This is a genomic window from Chitinophaga sp. H8 (genome assembly GCF_040567655.1).
GTDB lineage: Bacteria > Bacteroidota > Bacteroidia > Chitinophagales > Chitinophagaceae > Chitinophaga > Chitinophaga defluvii.
Map to the genome: position 1 here is coordinate 17,434 of NZ_JBEXAC010000004.1, position 16,285 is coordinate 33,718.

At 41.4% G+C, this 16,285-nt stretch carries 15 protein-coding genes; 5 read left to right on the top strand and 10 right to left on the bottom strand.

Annotation, left to right across the window (positions count from 1 at the left end):
* Positions 1-14: 14 nt before the first annotated feature.
* The 5 genes from ABR189_RS29015 (at position 15) to ABR189_RS29035 (ending at position 5,652) form a co-directional block, all read left to right on the top strand.
* Positions 15-917, top strand: coding sequence for a DUF8464 domain-containing protein (locus ABR189_RS29015; protein ID WP_354664029.1), 903 nt, complete (start codon positions 15-17; stop codon positions 915-917).
* 234 nt (positions 918-1,151) lie between these two features.
* Positions 1,152-1,541 (top strand): plasmid mobilization protein, encoded by a 390-nt coding sequence (locus tag ABR189_RS29020; protein WP_354664030.1) that lies wholly within the window; start codon positions 1,152-1,154, stop codon positions 1,539-1,541.
* Positions 1,529-2,836 carry a relaxase/mobilization nuclease domain-containing protein gene (locus ABR189_RS29025; protein WP_354664031.1) on the top strand — a complete coding sequence of 436 codons (1,308 nt, stop codon included), beginning with the start codon at positions 1,529-1,531 and terminating at the stop codon, positions 2,834-2,836. The genes ABR189_RS29020 and ABR189_RS29025 overlap by 13 nt, the downstream gene beginning before the upstream one ends.
* 11 nt (positions 2,837-2,847) lie before the next feature.
* Positions 2,848-4,845 (top strand): conjugal transfer protein MobC, encoded by a 1,998-nt coding sequence (gene mobC / locus ABR189_RS29030; protein ID WP_354664032.1) that lies wholly within the window; start codon positions 2,848-2,850, stop codon positions 4,843-4,845.
* 132 nt (positions 4,846-4,977) lie between these two features.
* A complete protein-coding gene (locus ABR189_RS29035) occupies positions 4,978-5,652 on the top strand; it encodes a hypothetical protein (RefSeq protein WP_354664033.1) in 675 nt (224 codons plus the stop codon).
* Here the strand turns inward: ABR189_RS29035 and ABR189_RS29040 are convergent, their stop codons facing one another.
* The 10 genes from ABR189_RS29040 to ABR189_RS29085 all read right to left on the bottom strand — a co-directional run bounded on the left by ABR189_RS29040 (position 5,653) and on the right by ABR189_RS29085 (position 16,106).
* Entirely contained in the window at positions 5,653-6,882 is a 1,230-nt protein-coding gene (locus tag ABR189_RS29040) for a hypothetical protein (RefSeq protein WP_354664034.1), read from the bottom strand.
* Complete coding sequence (locus ABR189_RS29045) at positions 6,879-7,322, bottom strand: QcrA and Rieske domain-containing protein (RefSeq protein WP_354664035.1); 444 nt, start codon at positions 7,320-7,322, stop codon at positions 6,879-6,881. Before ABR189_RS29045 ends, ABR189_RS29040 begins: the two co-directional genes overlap by 4 nt.
* A gap of 11 nt (positions 7,323-7,333) precedes the next feature.
* Entirely contained in the window at positions 7,334-8,536 is a 1,203-nt protein-coding gene (locus ABR189_RS29050; protein WP_354664036.1) for a di-heme oxidoredictase family protein, read from the bottom strand.
* A 196-nt stretch (positions 8,537-8,732) separates the two neighbouring features.
* Positions 8,733-10,973 carry a multicopper oxidase family protein gene (locus ABR189_RS29055; protein ID WP_354664037.1) on the bottom strand — a complete coding sequence of 747 codons (2,241 nt, stop codon included), beginning with the start codon at positions 10,971-10,973 and terminating at the stop codon, positions 8,733-8,735.
* A 42-nt stretch (positions 10,974-11,015) separates the two neighbouring features.
* A complete protein-coding gene (locus ABR189_RS29060; RefSeq protein WP_354664038.1) occupies positions 11,016-11,471 on the bottom strand; it encodes a heme-binding domain-containing protein in 456 nt (151 codons plus the stop codon).
* Positions 11,472-11,564: 93 nt separating this feature from the next.
* A complete protein-coding gene (locus ABR189_RS29065) occupies positions 11,565-12,089 on the bottom strand; it encodes a DUF305 domain-containing protein (RefSeq protein ID WP_354664039.1) in 525 nt (174 codons plus the stop codon).
* A 12-nt stretch (positions 12,090-12,101) separates the two neighbouring features.
* Positions 12,102-12,764, bottom strand: a complete 663-nt coding sequence (locus ABR189_RS29070) for a DUF3347 domain-containing protein (RefSeq protein WP_354664040.1) — start codon at positions 12,762-12,764, stop codon at positions 12,102-12,104.
* Positions 12,765-12,770: 6 nt separating this feature from the next.
* Positions 12,771-14,891 (bottom strand): heavy metal translocating P-type ATPase, encoded by a 2,121-nt coding sequence (locus ABR189_RS29075; RefSeq protein ID WP_354664041.1) that lies wholly within the window; start codon positions 14,889-14,891, stop codon positions 12,771-12,773.
* Positions 14,892-14,901: 10 nt separating this feature from the next.
* On the bottom strand, positions 14,902-15,153 hold the full coding sequence (locus tag ABR189_RS29080) for a phosphoribosylpyrophosphate synthetase (protein WP_354664042.1): 252 nt from the start codon (positions 15,151-15,153) through the stop codon (positions 14,902-14,904).
* Between the two features lie 71 nt (positions 15,154-15,224).
* Positions 15,225-16,106 (bottom strand): DUF3347 domain-containing protein, encoded by an 882-nt coding sequence (locus ABR189_RS29085; protein WP_354664043.1) that lies wholly within the window; start codon positions 16,104-16,106, stop codon positions 15,225-15,227.
* Positions 16,107-16,285 lie beyond the last annotated feature (179 nt).

Genomic DNA, 16,285 nt, shown 5'->3' on the forward strand with positions numbered 1-16,285 from the left:
ATAAATGTGTGGTTATGGATTTCAGTAAAAACAGGCTTTCCATCAGCGAAGCCAAAGAAATTGACATGGTTCATTTCCTTGCGGGCTTAGGTTATGAACCTGCAAAGATCAGGAACAACGATTATTGGTATCACTCCCCTTTACGGGATGAAAAGACACCTTCGTTTAAGGTTAACAGGAGGCTAAACCGTTGGTACGATCATGGTCTTGGCAAAGGCGGCAACCTGGTTGACTTTGCTATTCTCTTTCACGGGTGTACCGTGTCCGAATTACTCCAGAATTTAAGCGGTAATTTTTCCTTTCAAAAGCCGGTTTCCCAACAATCATTTGCGAGAGAAGAACAGGAAAAGCAGATAAAGATTTTAGGCGATTTTGTGCTGTCTTCCAACGCCCTTTTAAGGTATTTGCAACAACGGCGAATACCCGTTGATGTGGCTGATCGTTACTGCCGGGAAGTGCGTTACGAACTTAATGGAAAAGTCTATTACGGTATCGGTTTCAGGAATGATCTGGGAGGCTTTGAAATACGCAATCCTTACTTTAAAGCCAGCAGCTCTCCTAAAGGCATTACGAGCTTTGATAATAATGCCGATGAAGTAATCGTCTTTGAAGGCTTTACCGATTTCCTTTCTTTCAGGGCCATCCATCAACAAGACCCCGAAGACCGCTTTGATTTTGTAGTGCTAAACTCTGTTTCCTTCTTTGAAACTGCACGTCCCTTTATGGAAAAACATAACGCTATCAAGCTCTATCTGGACAGGGATGCAACCGGACAAAATTGCAGTCGCTATGCACTTTCCCTAAGTGCCAAATACAAAGATGAAAGCAGTCTTTATCAAAACCATAAGGACTTCAACGACTGGGTAATAAATTTCGGTAAGGCTGAGAAGAAACATATAAGACAAAAACTGAGATAAGTAATACAGAGGCTGTAAGGCAGGCTTTAGTTCATTTGAAGCTGTTTTCTTACACACTCTGGAAGCCTTTAAAATGTTTTAAAGACGTTCAAAAGGCTGAAAGATTGCAACTTTCCCGCAATCGGCCAGATGAACGGTTGTTAAACAACCGGATCTGGCTGCCCATCACTCGGAACTCGTGGGCAGGGCGTCTGGAAGGTATAAATGAGTTTGAAAACGTGAAAATGATTAGTGATGGAAGGACAAAATTCAAACAGAACACGCATTATCGGCCTGCGTCTAACGCCCGATGAGTATGCGAAAATTGAAAAGAAATGGAAGGCTTCTACCTGTCGTAAGCTAAGCGACTATGTACGCCGCAGCATCTTCGATAAGCCCGTTGTTACGACCTACCGTAACACCTCACAGGATGACTTAATGACAGAACTTACACGGCTTCGCAACGAGCTAAACGCAGTTGGAAACAACTTCAATCAGGCCGTTAAAAAGCTGCACACGCTGAGCCAGATAGCTGAATTTAGGAGCTGGTTGATTGCTTACGAGGTAGAGAAAAAGATCCTTAGCAATAAGGTTGATGAGGTCAGGAATAACGTAAAAAAAATACTGGAAATATGGTTGCAGTGATCAAAGCAGGCCACTCCATGCACCGTATTTTCAACTACAATGAAAACAAGGTAAAAGAAGGTGTAGCGGAGTGCATCGGAGCAGAAAATTTCCCTTTAAACGCAGATGAAATGAGCCTGAAAATTAAGCTGGGCTATCTGCTGAAAAGGACAGAATTGAACGAGAATGTTAAACGAAACAGCGTACACATTTCGCTCAACTTTGACCCTTCTGAAGCTCATTTGAGCAAAGAAAAGCTGATGCAAATTGCCAATGTCTATATGCAAAAAATAGGCTTTGGTGACCAGCCTTATCTTGTTTATCAGCACCACGATGCAGGCCACCCCCATATACACGTAGTTACCACCAATATTCAGCCTGATGGCAAGCGAATTGACCTGCATCACCTGGGTATTCGCAAGTCAGAACCGGCACGTAAGGAGATTGAAAAAATGTTCAGTCTTGTAGTAGCCGATGCACACGCAAGACGGGAAGCATTCAGGTTAAAGCCGGTAGATGTAAAGAAGGTACAGTACGGGCGTACTGAAACTAAAAGAGCCATCACAAATGTGCTGGATGCAGTGCTGGATAAGTACAAATATACCAGCTTGCCGGAACTGAATGCAGTTTTGAAACAGTACAATATAATCGCTGATCGTGGCAGTGAAGAATCAAGAATTTTTCAGGGAGGCGGCCTTGTTTACCGGATACTCGATGAAGATGGAAAACCTATCGGTGTACCTATAAAAGCCAGCGACTTTTACAACAAGCCTACCCTGAAATTTCTGGAAGAAAAATACAGTTCTAATGATACCCAACGCCAGCCGTTCAAAGCCCGTGTACAAACTGAAATAGACAGGTTGTTTGTTGGCAAAACTTCCACGCTTGATGAGTTAGTTGCACAACTTCAAAAGAAAGGCATTCACATTGCTTTGCGCAGTAGCGATACAGGTTTAATCTACGGGATAACTTACGTAGATCACCAGACCAAATGTGTCTTTAATGGTAGCACATTAGGAAAGCAATACAGTGCCAAAGCCATTCAGGAAAGATGCAGTTCCCCGAAACCTATCAAACAGAACCTATTACCAAATGCAGGTCAAAAAACAGGACAATCATCATTGCCTGCCCACAATACTAACACAGGTCTTTCATCCACTTTACACAACAATACTAATCCGGCTGATACAATTCCTAAAGACAACATGCTGGATGCCCTTTTACAACCGGAGCAGGCAGCCGATTACATACCCGGCCAGCTAAAGAAAAAGGGCAGAAAAAAGAAAAGAAGAAAGAACATTTCCAATAACCAATAAAACATAAAGCTATGGCAGTACAGACAGGTGAAAACGAACAGGCTCTGAGGAAAATTCTGGACATGACCAGGTTGATCAGTATCGTTATTTTAGTGATACACTTCTATTATTATTGTTATGCTGCATTCCATGAATGGGGATTGACCAGCAGTTTCAGCGACCGGATTTTAGGTAATATTTCCCGCACAGGCATATTCAGCAACTTCGTTAAAAGCAAGTTGATTTCTTTAGGCTTTTTGGCTATCTCCCTACTCGGAGCAAAAGGGCGCAAAGATGAAAAACTAAGTTATAAAACAGCATTTGCCTATCTCATTACAGGGCTATTGCTATACTTTGCCAGTTATCTTTCTCTGCTGCTTGAGTTACATGCGCAGGAGAAGACATTCGTTTATGCAGGTATAACTTCAATAGGATTTTTGCTGGTGCTTTCAGGCGGTACTTTGCTTTCACGTATTATCAAAAGCAAGTTTAACAACAAGGACATTTTCAACAAGGAAAATGAAACGTTTCCGCAAGAAGAACGCTTTCTGGAGAACGAGTTTTCGATCAATCTCCCGGCACGTTACAGGCTGAAAAATAAGGTGCGCAATAGCTGGATAAATATCATCAATCCCTTCAGGGCGATTATGGTATTGGGTACACCAGGGGCAGGTAAATCTTACTTTGTCATCAGGCACGTCATAACCCAACATATCCGTAAAGGATTTACGATGTTCGTTTACGATTTTAAGTTTGACGACCTTTCCAGGATCGCCTACAATTCATGGTTAAAAAACAAACACAGGTATCCTAAACCACCGAGGTTTTTTGTTATCAATTTTGACGACCTAACAAGAAGCCATCGTTGCAATCCTTTAGAGCCGTCTGCCATGACGGACATAACCGATGCCGCAGAATCCGCACGTACTATTTTAATGGGCTTAAACAGGGAGTGGATAAAACGCCAGGGCGATTTTTTCGTGGAATCGCCAATCAATTTTCTGACTGCGGTAATATGGTATCTGAAGAAATACAAGGACGGTGAATTTTGCACACTGCCTCACGTTATCGAGCTGATGCAAGCTGATTATGACAGCCTTTTCACGCTGTTTAGAACAGAAGCCGCTAAAGAATGCGAGGTATTGATTAATCCGTTTTTGAATGCCTACCTGAACGATGTAATGGAACAGCTTGAAGGCCAGATAGCATCCGCTAAAGTGGCTATGGCAAGGCTTTCTTCCCCTCAATTATACTATGTTTTATCAGGCAACGATTTCAACCTCGATGTAAATAATCCCGATGATCCCAAAATCGTGTGCATGGGTAATAATCCGCAGAAAATACAGATCTACGGAGCGGTACTTTCTTTATATGTAACCCGTTTGGTAAAACAGGTCAATAAAAAGGGAAAATTGAAAAGCAGTTTGGTGTTTGACGAGTTTCCTACAATCTATCTGAACAATATGGATAGCCTGATTGCTACGGCGAGAAGTAATAAAGTTTCTACGTGCTTAGGTATTCAGGATTTCAGCCAGCTCCGTAAGGATTATGGCAGAGAACAGGCCGATGTGATTATGAATATTACAGGCAATATTGTATCCGGACAAGTAACGGGAGATACAGCAAAACAGCTTTCAGAACGCTTTGGCAAAATCATGCAGGACAGGGAAAGCTATTCAATCAATAGTGGTGACACATCTATTAGCCGTTCAAAGCAACTGGAAACTGCTATACCTCCCTCAAAAATATCTGCACTGAGTTCCGGTGAGTTTGTGGGAATGGTAGCTGACGACCCGGACAACAAAATTGAACTAAAAGCCTTCCATTGTGAAATCATCAACGATCATGAAGCACTAAAAAGGGAGGAAGAAGGCTATAAGGATATAGAAGTTATCCGTAAACTCGATACCAGTATGGTACAGCGTAATTACTTTCAAATAAAGCAGGATATACAGGATATTATTCAGTCAGAAATGGAACGGTTACTAAACGATCCGGGCTTAGCACATTTGGTTGTACGGAAAGGCTAACGTCTCTTTGAAATAGATTGTTTTTATTTTCATATATTGCATATACAGAAGTCTTTTCCAAACAAGCTATCGTAGAAGATATCGTTTTAGTGTGCTTATATAGCCTTTTTTAGCCGATAAAATAACTGTGTAATGAAATTCAGAATAGTCATCGTCAATACCATATTATTTTTTTGTTCACTAAACCTATATGCTCAATCGGTTACGATTGGAAAACATGAGCTGCAAGCAATAAGTGTTTTGACCGTTAAAGAAAAAATAGGGAATAAAGAGATAGTTAAAGTAGTAAAAGACCCCTCAGTTAAAGAATTTGATGAACCGACTTTTGCCAGGCTGAAAAACGTTAGTTTCATTAATGGCGTGATTGAATTAGAAATGATGAGCAAGCTGCTTTCCGATGCTCCTGAATTTGCTCGTGGTTTTATTGGTATAGCTTTCCGAATCAATGAAACTAATGATAAGTATGAAAGTATATATCTGCGTCCTACCAATGCACGGGCAAATGATCAAATCAGACGAAATCACACCATTCAATACTATGCGTATCCAGACTATAAATTTGATCGGTTACGTAAAGAATCACCTGAAAAATATGAATCCTATTCAGACATGGCAATGAACGAATGGATTAAAGTACGCATTGAGATCAAGGACAGTACGGCAAAGTTGTTTCTTAATAACAACAGGCAACCTTCATTGATTGTAAACGACCTAAAACATGGTATAGGAGTAAGGGGTAGTATAGGCTTATGGGTTGATATAGGCACTGAAGGCTATTTCAGAAATATTAAGATTACCCAACAGTAATCAGAAATAAGTTGAGATGCCAAATTGAAATCCTCCTAATCTTGAAGGAGGATTACCTAAAATATCCTTCTGCCAGTTATAACGATAATTAAATCTTATAACGGTTTGCGCGGTAGGCCGCCAACTGATAGCCGGTACAATTGAGAAAACCTCATCCGATATATTGCTTCCTGTTGATTTGAACTTTCCCTTATTCCAATCAACATATTCCAACCGTAATGCTGCATTCAACACCGCACTTTCAAAACCGAACATCGGCCTCTTTAATAACGGCTGAACAAAATCTATAAAACCGCCTTGTTGTTTTCGGCCAAATTGTTCAGTGTAGGTATCAGGAATATCTACATTTATCCATGCCCATTCAGCATTGATATAAGTTTTCAGTTCTGGAATTGTAGTATTAAAATCCACAGCTACAACATTAACAGCTCGCTTCTTATCCAGGATTATTCCGTCTTCCTGAAATTTGTTGTATATCCCTCCCATAAAGGACAATCCCAATTCACCGATTTTTCTGTTCCGCACTGCTACTTTTGCTGTGAGTAGAGGACTTCCATTAAAACTTTCCTCGAAGCGATCTTTATTTTCTTTCGTCGCTGGCAGAAAGGTTCTATTCTGCGTATTGGCAATTATTTTGTCATCGAAACCATTTGTCAGATAGGCTTCGTAAGCATACACCCAATCCGTGTTGTACTTTTTACCATATATCCCAAAACCTACATTGCTCCAGGTGGCTGGCAACATTTGCGTAGCAGAAATAGGCCGGTCAACAAATTCCCACTTTGGCCCGTCATGATTTTGATTAAATGCGCCTATGGGATTCATAACTATTCCGCCACGAAAATTCAATAAGGGAGCGAACTCAAAGTCAACTGAGGCAAACTCTATATTTATCTCTTTAGTCCCATCTTCAAATTCAATTTCAGTAAGGAATTTTATTCTTTTTGATATAGATGATGCTACAAACAAAGTCAATCGCTGCATTTTAAATTGATGCCCCTCTGATATTCCGTTCTCACCCAAATACTGGTAGTTGGCTTCTACATATCCTCCTAATGCAACCGGGGTCTTTCCAATTTGTAAGAATGGACGATCATAGACTGCATCCATGTTTAACGACAAAGAATCGGCTTTTGCAGGGACACGCCGTAACAATTCAGGATCAATTTGCGCAAAAGCTACCTGAACAAGTAGAACATAAAAGACAAGAAGAGCTATTATGCGTTTCATACTTTCCTAAGATCAATGAATATTTGGTTGTTTATAACGGACACCGGAAAGCTGCGTAAATTCGTTGTGGCAGGCCCATTGGTTACCTGTCCTCTGTTATTGTATTCACTTCCATGTGCAGGACACTGCAAGTAACTTCCTGCAACCTGTACTTCAGCTCCCTGGTGTGCACACTGCATCCATAGTGCTGAATAATCGTTTTCACTGAAACGATAGATACAGATTGGAAACTTCAATTCTTCGTTGCGTATGATGATGTATGAGCGCCATGATGATTTTCCTCGCTTTCTTTCTTTGAAATCGTCTATGTCCACTAAGATGCCATCACGGTTTAGGTTTCCTGAAATGTAATGGATTGCGCCACATGAGGGCAATAAGCTGGCAAAAGCTCCAGCTAAACAGGCATTGCAACTACTTTTAATAAATTCTCTTCTTTGCATTATCCATTTTATTAAAGGGATTCAAGAAATTTTATCAGTTTGGCTTTTTCTGTAGCAGTGAGTTCCTGGTAACTGATCTTACTATTTTGCGCTTCGCCTCCATGCAAGAGAATAGCTTCTTCAATACTTCTTGCTCTACCATCATGCAATAAAAAATATTGACCACCTTGTGATTTTTTTGACAACCCGATCCCCCATAACGGTGGAGTTCTCCATTCCGAAGAAACAGCAGTTCCCTCTGTATAACCATCATCAAGGCCAGGCCCCATGTCGTGTAATAACATATCGGTATAGGGCGCAAAGGTTTTAAAGGATAAAGCACTGATAGTAGATGCTCCTGTTTTCATTTCTGGTACGTGGCATTTCCCGCAACTGATTTGCGTGAAAATGTTTTTACCTGCCACTACATCAGGATTGCCGGCATTTCGTTGTATAGGAGCTTTCAGTGTCTTCAGATAGAAAACCACATCTATTATTGTTTGGTTGCTAACCTCGGGATCAATTAACTGTCCGTGGTACGTATCGTATGGCTCATAAGTGGAAGCAATGCCAATATCCTGACTATATGCTGTTGCCGTTTGCTGTAACAAGTCATACGTAGAGGCTTTTTTGCCAAACCTGCCGATGTATTTTCCATTCCGAATAATACTGTTAGGTCTGGTAGTTGCATATAGAGGCAAAGCAACCCAGTTAGGTCGTCCCGATATTCCATCACCATCTATATCATCGGGATCTGCAAGCAATAACAAATCTGTATCTGTGACTGCATCCAGCAAACCTAAGCCGGTATTGGCAGGCGGCGTAAACTTTGAGAATGTTGCACCTGCGGGAATGTTTTCAGGAAGGTAGTTGTAAATAGCTCTGTTTTGAAGCTGTGGACCTCCTAAGTGCAAAAATTGATTACCAATACTATCACGCTGACCAAACCTTGTTAATGTTGTGAAAGGATGACCTTTGCCGTCACCAGCATGACAAGTACCACACGATGTTGCAACAAAAAGAGGCCCAAGCCCTGTTTCCGGTGTGAAAATTTCATCGTTGAAAGCCACATCACCACGCAGAAACTGAACAGATTGTTCAGGTGTAAGCCCCTCAATAGGCCCGTCAAGGACACTATCATCAGCCGGTGCACTTGGAAGTAGCTTTTCACACGCAACTAATCCGAAGATAATAACCACCATCATCCCCAAGACAATTAAATGCTTTCTACCCATAACGAACTACAAATGTTTAAACAAATCTAAATAAAAAATTAGGCTTGTCTAACAATTATTTTTAGTCTTTCTTAATTTAGTCTAAAAATTGAATGGTTACAAGGCGGTGAAGAGCATAAGGGAGACACTTTTTGTCAGAAAAAAGGGGTCATAGCATACGCTACAACCACTAATCCAATTATTAGCGGAACTGTTGTTAATAGTTCAACGAAAGTCCAATGCCAAATCCCATATCACTATCATAATGTGTACGGATGCTTATATTCTTGGTAAAGATGTAGCCAAGCTCTGCCATATATTCTTTATCGGTATTTACCATAAACCCTGCACGCAACCTTTTTGATATAGGAATGTCCTCTCTCATTAACTGTAACCGCACTATTCCATCGTGGTACATTTCTGCCTGAAAGTTTATCAGCATCGGAAGCGTATAAACAAATCCCAAACTGAATTGTCTTCTGTTGTCTTTCTCATTTTTTTGCCCAAACAAATTCTTCTCTTGTTCATCAATTCCCATTCTGCGGTAACGCCAGTCAAAACCAATAAACGGCATAAACCATTGCATTTTTCCAATGTATCTTCCCAAATGAGTTTCAACCTCATACCCGTGCATATCGTTGTAGCCCAAACGCCATTCCGTGCCTAAGCTCCATCTCGTATTTTGAAGCATTGCTTCCCCATCATTTCCATTGGTAGCAAAATCATTTTGAGCCATGAAATGTGGCATATTGCTTTCCCTTTGTAATGCTTTGTAGGCTTTTGCCTTATCCGGCAGATAAGGATTTTGATAATCACCTACGGCAAACACACGGTTCATACCTGACATCATGTGGTACAGGATATGGCAGTGAAAAAACCAATCGCCCTCGGTGTTTGCTGCAAATTCTATCGTATCAGTTTCCATTGGCATAATATCAATGATATTCTTTAAAGGTGCGTTTTCGCCCTTGCCGTTTAATACCCTGAAATCAAATCCGTGCAGGTGCATGGGGTGGCGCATCATAGAGTTATTGTAAATGGTAATCCGCAGTATTTCTCCTTTCTTCACGGGTATTTTATCCGTTTCCGAAAGCACCTTGTTGTCCATGCTCCATACATAGCGGTTCATATTTCCGGTAAGGGTAAATTTGATGTCTTTTACCGGAGCATCTTTTGGCAGTGTTGTGTTATATGGAGATTTGAGCATGGCATAGTTCAGCGTAACAATATCTCCCAAAGCGTTTGCATTGTAACGATTGGGGTCATTGTCCATATTCATACCGTGCTGACTATGGTCTTGCTTTTTCTTTGCCTCACCTGTAATTTCGGGGTACATAACTACATTCATATCCATTTGGTTCAGGCTCATCTTCATTCCCATATCGTCCAAGTCGCCGTTCATTTTCATCATGTCATTCATCATCTTCATACCCTCGAAGTATTTAAGCGTTGGAAGTGGTGAGATAAGCTGTTTGATACCATTGCCAATGAAATAGCTTGCTGATTGAGTTCTGTCTTCGGTAGTGGCAAGGAACTCATAGGATAGTCCATCATCTGGAATAGTAACCACTATGTCATAGGTTTCCGATACGGCTATAATTAGCCTGTCCACTTCAACGGGTTCTACATCATTACCGTCACTTGCCACTACGGTCATTTTACCGCCTGCATACCGAAGCCAAAAGTAAGATGATGCACCACCGTTGGATATACGCAACCTTACTTTATCGCCTGCCTTTAAGGTCTTACCCTCAACCGATTTCAGGTCGGTAGTATGGTTTCCGTTTATGAGGATTTTATCATAATACACATCACTCACGTCCATTGCCAGCATCCGTTTCCATTCGTTGGTAACTTTGGTTTTAAATTTTCCCTCACGTATAGCCTCTGCATAAGATTGTGTCGCATTCTTTTTAATGGCAGCCCAATCATTTGCATTGTGCAGCATCCGGTTGATGTTATTGGGATTAAGATTTGTCCATTCACTTAAAATGATAGGCACAGTCGGCAAATCATCAATTCCCTTTCTAAAGGTTTTATCATCGTCCCGCTTTTTCATTATGAAACTACCGTACATTCCGATTTGTTCCTGTAACCCTGAATGGGAATGATACCAGTGTGTACCATGTTGAATAATTGGGAAACGATAGGTATAGGTAGTGCCAGGTTCAATCGGCTGTTGCGTTAAGTGAGGTACTCCGTCTTCCTTGTTGGGCAGGAATACACCGTGCCAGTGCAGGGACGTACTTTCTTTTAGCTGATTGTGAACTACAATTTCGGCAGTATCGCCCTCTGTAAAGGTAAGGGTAGGCATAGGAATTTGCCCGTTTACGGCAATAGCCCTTTTTGATTTGCCTGCATAGTTTACGATAGTGTCTTTGACGTATAAATCGTAATGCACTACTTTTTGAGCAAATAAAGTTTGCGTGCAGAGCGTTATCAGAACGACTTGCAGCATCTTTATTATTATTTTCTTGTGTCTGTTCATTATTCTATAATTTTATTTTAAACTGTCAGCCATTGCATCAAACCATTTCATTAAAACCTGTTTTTCTTCTTGGGTTAATACTGCATTGCGGTGAATAAGCGTATATGATGACAATGGCATTTTCCCGTCCCTTATCTGATTGGACATAGCCCGGAATTTATTGCGCTGTTTGCGGGTAGAGTACGTTCCAAAGTCGCTAAAGTTTAGTTCCTCTTTGCCCTCCTTAATATGCCCTGCCATATACCATGCTCCCGGTTGGATACGGCTGTACCACGGATAACGGGTGTTGTTGCTATGGCAGTCGTAACAAGAGATTTGCAATATCGCTTTAACGTTTTGGGGTACTGCATATACCTTTTCAATGTGCATATCTGTTACCTCACCCGATTGATTTCGCAATGGCTGAAAAAACTGAATGCCGATTAAGACAACGATTAAGCCTAATATAATTTTTTTCTTTAGCGACATATTAATTAATAGCTAATTGATTGTCAGCAACACTTTACCGATGTAATAAGGCGAGAAAGTGGTGTCCCGTTCAAAATTGAAATTGGATTTTAATTATTTTTCTTTTTCAAATTCTTTAAGTTTTCGCTTCATAAGCTCAATTTCATCAGATTGGGATTGGATAATGTCTTTTTGCAATTGCATCAGTTCAGGGTCGGTCAACTTAGCATTTTCCGACATCTGTAATGCCGCTGCGTGATGCGGTATCATACCCTTTACAAACTGTTTGTCCCCAACACCTATTTGTTGCCTAATCCCAAACCATGAGAATATGCCGACAGCTACCGAAAGTGTTGCGATACCCCAATTGATTTTCTTGTTAGTGTACATACCTTTCATTATCAACAATTCGATAAGTAGCATTGCCGAGGTCATCAGCAAGGTCATGTACAGGTTATTAATATTGGGTATAAGGTTGGCTAATTTGTCTATCATGGCGTACATGATAAAATACATTGCACTAAACATAACGATAGCCATAACAGCAAAACGTTTGTACATGGCTAATGAATGTTTTGAGTTATCAGCACCATTTTTTGAACTATGCTGCATTCCGTGTTTATTCTGCATATTTTCCATAACAATGAGCTTTTATTTATTATCAATGGTTTTCTCTACCTTGCCGCAGCTAATCATTTTTGAGCCATAGTAAGGGTTTTTGATTTCCTTATTTTCGCTTAACCAAATGGCTCCCTTACCATCGTTGAACATCGGGCAATGGTCTTGATATAGTTTTTGTGGAGTGCCGAACAATTTTATCAGGTCAGTAATATCTTCGCTCAATGATGCCAAATGCTCCCTTTGGTGGTCTATTTTGCCCGCATTGTTGCCAATATGCTCCGCATTTTCCTTTGCATCATCCGCAATGTCCATATACTCCTTATGCTTGTCGGCAGGAATAGCTTTCATGTCCACTTTATTTAAGGTAGCCAACAACTTCTTACCCGCACTGGCGGCAGCCTTATCATCATCCGATACAAGAGCATTCTTTAAGGTCAGGTAATCGGTGATTATGGGAGCAATGGAGAATTTATTTGTTTCGCCTGCCGCTGTTTTTGCTTCCTGTCCGTTTGCGGTATCGCTAACCGGGGGTGCAACCACCGTATCATTTTCTTTTGCCGGAGCAGATGCCTGTTGCGCTGAAACGGCTACTGTATCATTTGCGGATTGTTCGTTTTTGCTTGTAGATTGGTTGCAGGATACAGTTATAAATGCCATAGTAATTGCAACGATTGATAATGTTATATTTTTCATTTTTATTTATTTTTTGATTTTTAAAAAACTTGCATTGATAGCTACTACAATTGTGCTTACGCTCATTAGCACAGCACCCATTGCAGGGCTTAAAATAAATTTTGGATAGAGTATGCCTGCCGCAAGGGGAATTGCGACTACGTTGTAGCCAACTGCCCATATTAGGTTTTGCACCATTTTTTTATAGGTGCTTTTAGCGAAGCCAATCAGCTTTACTACATCTCTTGGGTCGCTGTCCACCAGAATAATATCAGCAGTTTCGGCAGCCACGTCAGTGCCGGAACCTACGGCTATACCTACGTCAGCCTGTGCTAATGCAGGCGCATCGTTTACGCCGTCGCCAGTCATGGCAACGGTTTCACCTTTTGCCTGAAGCTCCTTTACTTTCTCCTGCTTGTTGTGCGGAAGCACATTTGCTAAAAAGCCATCCATTCCTAATTTCTCTGCTACGGCAGCCGCAATCTTTTCATTGTCCCCGGTGAGCAGAAAGGATTTGATGTTCATTTTTTTGAGTGCATCAACTGCCTCGCCTGAACCCTCACGGATGCTGTCTGCCAAAGTGATTATCCCCACTACTTTATCTCCGATTAGAACAAAGTTTACTGTTTCGGCTTCCTGATTGATTTCCTTTGGAATTTCCGGTAATGAAAGGTGGTTTTCGCTGAAATAGTTTTTCCCGGCTGCTATAACACCTTTCCCGTTGACGATACCTTTTACACCGATGCCCTGCATATAGCTGAAGTTTTCCGATTTCCATAAGGCAAGGCTTTTTTCCTTTAAGGTTGCCATAATGCCTTTTGCGATATGATGTTCAGAATTTTGCTGCACGGCGGCGGCATACTGGATAAGCTCATTGGCATTATATTCATCCGTTAATGGGATAATTTTTTCAACAGTATGGGAACCTTTGGTGAGGGTTCCAGTTTTGTCAAAAATGACGGTTGATATATTCCTTGTTGTTTCAAATGCGTTCCGGTTGCGGATAAGCAGACCGTTGGTCGCTGAAAGCGTTGTGGAAATTGCGACTACCAATGGGATAGCTACGCCCAAAGCGTGCGGACAGGCTGTTACCATTACCGTTACCATTCTTTCCAAAGCAAAGGCGGTATCCCCACTGCTAACAAACCAGTAAATGAATGTGCCTATGCCTACGGCAATAGCAATAAAGGTCAGCCATTTTGCTACCTTGTCCGCAAGGTTCTGTGTATTGGATTTGGTAGCCTGTGCATCTTGCACCAGGTTAATGACCCTGTTCAGGTAGCTGTCTTTCCCAACGGCTGTTACCTTTACTTTCAACGCTCCATCGCCATTGATAGACCCTGCGATAACCTTACTGTCTTTTTCCTTTTTTACGGGAACGCTTTCCCCGGTCAGCATACTTTCGTTGATGTACGACCCTCCCTCTACGACTAATCCATCGGCAGGGATTTTTTCGCCCGGTTTTATAATTGCCGTTTCACCGCTTTGCAGGTCTTCGAGCTTTATCCTTACGGCTTCACCGTTCCGTTCCACGGTAACATCATTCGGCAGCAACGCTACCAATGACTGTAATGCCCTCGATGCTGCCATTTGGGAACGCATTTCGAGCCAATGCCCCAATAGCATAATATCAATAAGGGTTGCCAGTTCCCAAAAGAAATCCATACCCTGCAAGCCGAAAACAACGGCTACCGAATAGATATAGGCAACGGATATGGCTATGGCAACAAGGGTCATCATACCTATGGCTTTGGCTTTTATTTCACCTGCCATTCCTTTTAAGAATGGCAAGCCACCATAGATATAGATAGCTGTTCCCAATGTCAGCAACACATATTTATCGCCCGTAAATGCAATGCTGAACCCAAGCCATTGCTGTATCATGTGCGATAGGAGCAGGATAGGTACTGTAATGACGAGGCTTGTCCAAAAACGTTTCAGGAAATCACCTGTATGGTGTCCGGCGTGTTTATTGAAGCTCTCTTTTGAATGGTCATGATTGGTATGCTCCCCATGTCCGTGAGCTGTCCCATGTTCATGGGAAGCTGAGGGATTACCTATGGGAACCAGTGCCATACCACAAAGCGGGCATTTGCCCGGCTCGTCCTTTAGCACCTGTGGGTGCATGGGACACGTGTATTTTTGCATAACAAAGGGGTTAAAAGTTATTTTTACTTAATTTTTCTGCCATTTCATGCGTCATTTCTTCGGCATAAGTACCATAAGCATCAACAAGAACACCTTTATTCTCACCATTTTTGGATGAGATAACATAAATGACGGCATTGTTGTCGGGACTGCTGTCGAGGCTTTCAAACCTGTGTGTTTCTACAACCGTAAAATCTTCCGGCTTTAGCTTTAGGCTTTGTGAGGCACAGTATAAACAATCTGGAAGCAGACTGAAATCCATGCCATATCCTCTGTGTTTAAGGTCTTGTAGTGCCTGTACCATGTTATTATACTGTACCATAACTTTATGACCTATTGTTTAATGGTTTCAACGGTACTGCCACAGGTAAGCATCTGCGAACCGTAATACGGGTTTTTAACCGCATTTTCTTTGCTCAACCAATTTGCTCCTTTGCCTCCGTTGTACATCGGGCAATGCTGATAGTAAACAGGAGCATTCTGCTTAGACACTTTTGCCAATTCATAAAGATTAGTCGAAAGAGTAGCAAAGGCTTCTCTTTGTTTGGCAACGTCTTTTGATTTTTCAATGCTTTCCGCATTGGTTGATATGTTTTTCATTACTTTCATCCAAACGGTATGTTCTTCTGTGGATAGCTTGCTCATATCCACTACGCCAACGGATTTAACTAATGCAGCAGCCTTGTCAGAAGCATTAGCAGCATCGGTTTTTATCAAGGCATCCTTTATGGAAAAGTAATTGTCAAATACGGCTGTTAGCTGTGAGGCATTTTGTACCGGAGCATTTTCGGATGTAACCATTTTACTATGGTCATGACCACCGTGTTCGCTACTCATATCCATGTCAGCCTCTTTGTTTTTGGCAACGGGCTTTAATGTTCTTTCGTACTGGCAGCAACCCGGCAGCTTAGCATATATGTCATCCGGTGCTAAGAATTTTTCACTGTCATAACCTGCCAAAGCAATGCGTTTGAGTATTTCGTCCTGATTGGTTTTGTCGCTGTCATAGGTTAGGGTACCCATTTTGGTGTCTTTGTTCCATTCCACACTGGCTACTTTTTTTACGTTTCCGGCTTTTTCGATAGTGGCTTTGCACATATCGCAGTTACCATCAACCTTTACGGTTTCTGTTTTCGCATTTTTTATTTGTGCGAAACTGTTTATTGATGATAGCAATACGACGATTACCATCAATAATTTTGCTATTGATTTCATATTAGAATACATTTTAGAGGAATGGGGCATACAGTCCAATCCTGTTAGAATTTTGATTAAATAGTACAAATAGGGAATTTTCAAAAGCTGGATGCAGCTTTCGACAAGGCGTACCTATGGCTGTAAAGCCATAGTTTTAGCTTATTTTAGGCGGTAGCCAAATGGAGAAAAAGCCCGAA

Bases quoted from the DNA above. Each gene is read 5' to 3' on its own strand.
- ABR189_RS29015 (WP_354664029.1), top strand. From the start codon at position 15: ATGGATTTCAGTAAAAACAGGCTTTCCATCAGCGAAGCCAAAGAAATT.
- ABR189_RS29020 (WP_354664030.1), top strand. From the start codon at position 1,152: ATGGAAGGACAAAATTCAAACAGAACACGCATTATCGGCCTGCGTCTA.
- ABR189_RS29025 (WP_354664031.1), top strand. From the start codon at position 1,529: ATGGTTGCAGTGATCAAAGCAGGCCACTCCATGCACCGTATTTTCAAC.
- mobC (WP_354664032.1), top strand. From the start codon at position 2,848: ATGGCAGTACAGACAGGTGAAAACGAACAGGCTCTGAGGAAAATTCTG.
- ABR189_RS29035 (WP_354664033.1), top strand. From the start codon at position 4,978: ATGAAATTCAGAATAGTCATCGTCAATACCATATTATTTTTTTGTTCA.
- ABR189_RS29040 (WP_354664034.1), bottom strand. From the start codon at position 6,882: ATGAAACGCATAATAGCTCTTCTTGTCTTTTATGTTCTACTTGTTCAG.
- ABR189_RS29045 (WP_354664035.1), bottom strand. From the start codon at position 7,322: ATGCAAAGAAGAGAATTTATTAAAAGTAGTTGCAATGCCTGTTTAGCT.
- ABR189_RS29050 (WP_354664036.1), bottom strand. From the start codon at position 8,536: ATGGGTAGAAAGCATTTAATTGTCTTGGGGATGATGGTGGTTATTATC.
- ABR189_RS29055 (WP_354664037.1), bottom strand. From the start codon at position 10,973: ATGCTGCAAGTCGTTCTGATAACGCTCTGCACGCAAACTTTATTTGCT.
- ABR189_RS29060 (WP_354664038.1), bottom strand. From the start codon at position 11,471: ATGTCGCTAAAGAAAAAAATTATATTAGGCTTAATCGTTGTCTTAATC.
- ABR189_RS29065 (WP_354664039.1), bottom strand. From the start codon at position 12,089: ATGGAAAATATGCAGAATAAACACGGAATGCAGCATAGTTCAAAAAAT.
- ABR189_RS29070 (WP_354664040.1), bottom strand. From the start codon at position 12,764: ATGAAAAATATAACATTATCAATCGTTGCAATTACTATGGCATTTATA.
- ABR189_RS29075 (WP_354664041.1), bottom strand. From the start codon at position 14,891: ATGCAAAAATACACGTGTCCCATGCACCCACAGGTGCTAAAGGACGAG.
- ABR189_RS29080 (WP_354664042.1), bottom strand. From the start codon at position 15,153: ATGGATTTCAGTCTGCTTCCAGATTGTTTATACTGTGCCTCACAAAGC.
- ABR189_RS29085 (WP_354664043.1), bottom strand. From the start codon at position 16,106: ATGAAATCAATAGCAAAATTATTGATGGTAATCGTCGTATTGCTATCA.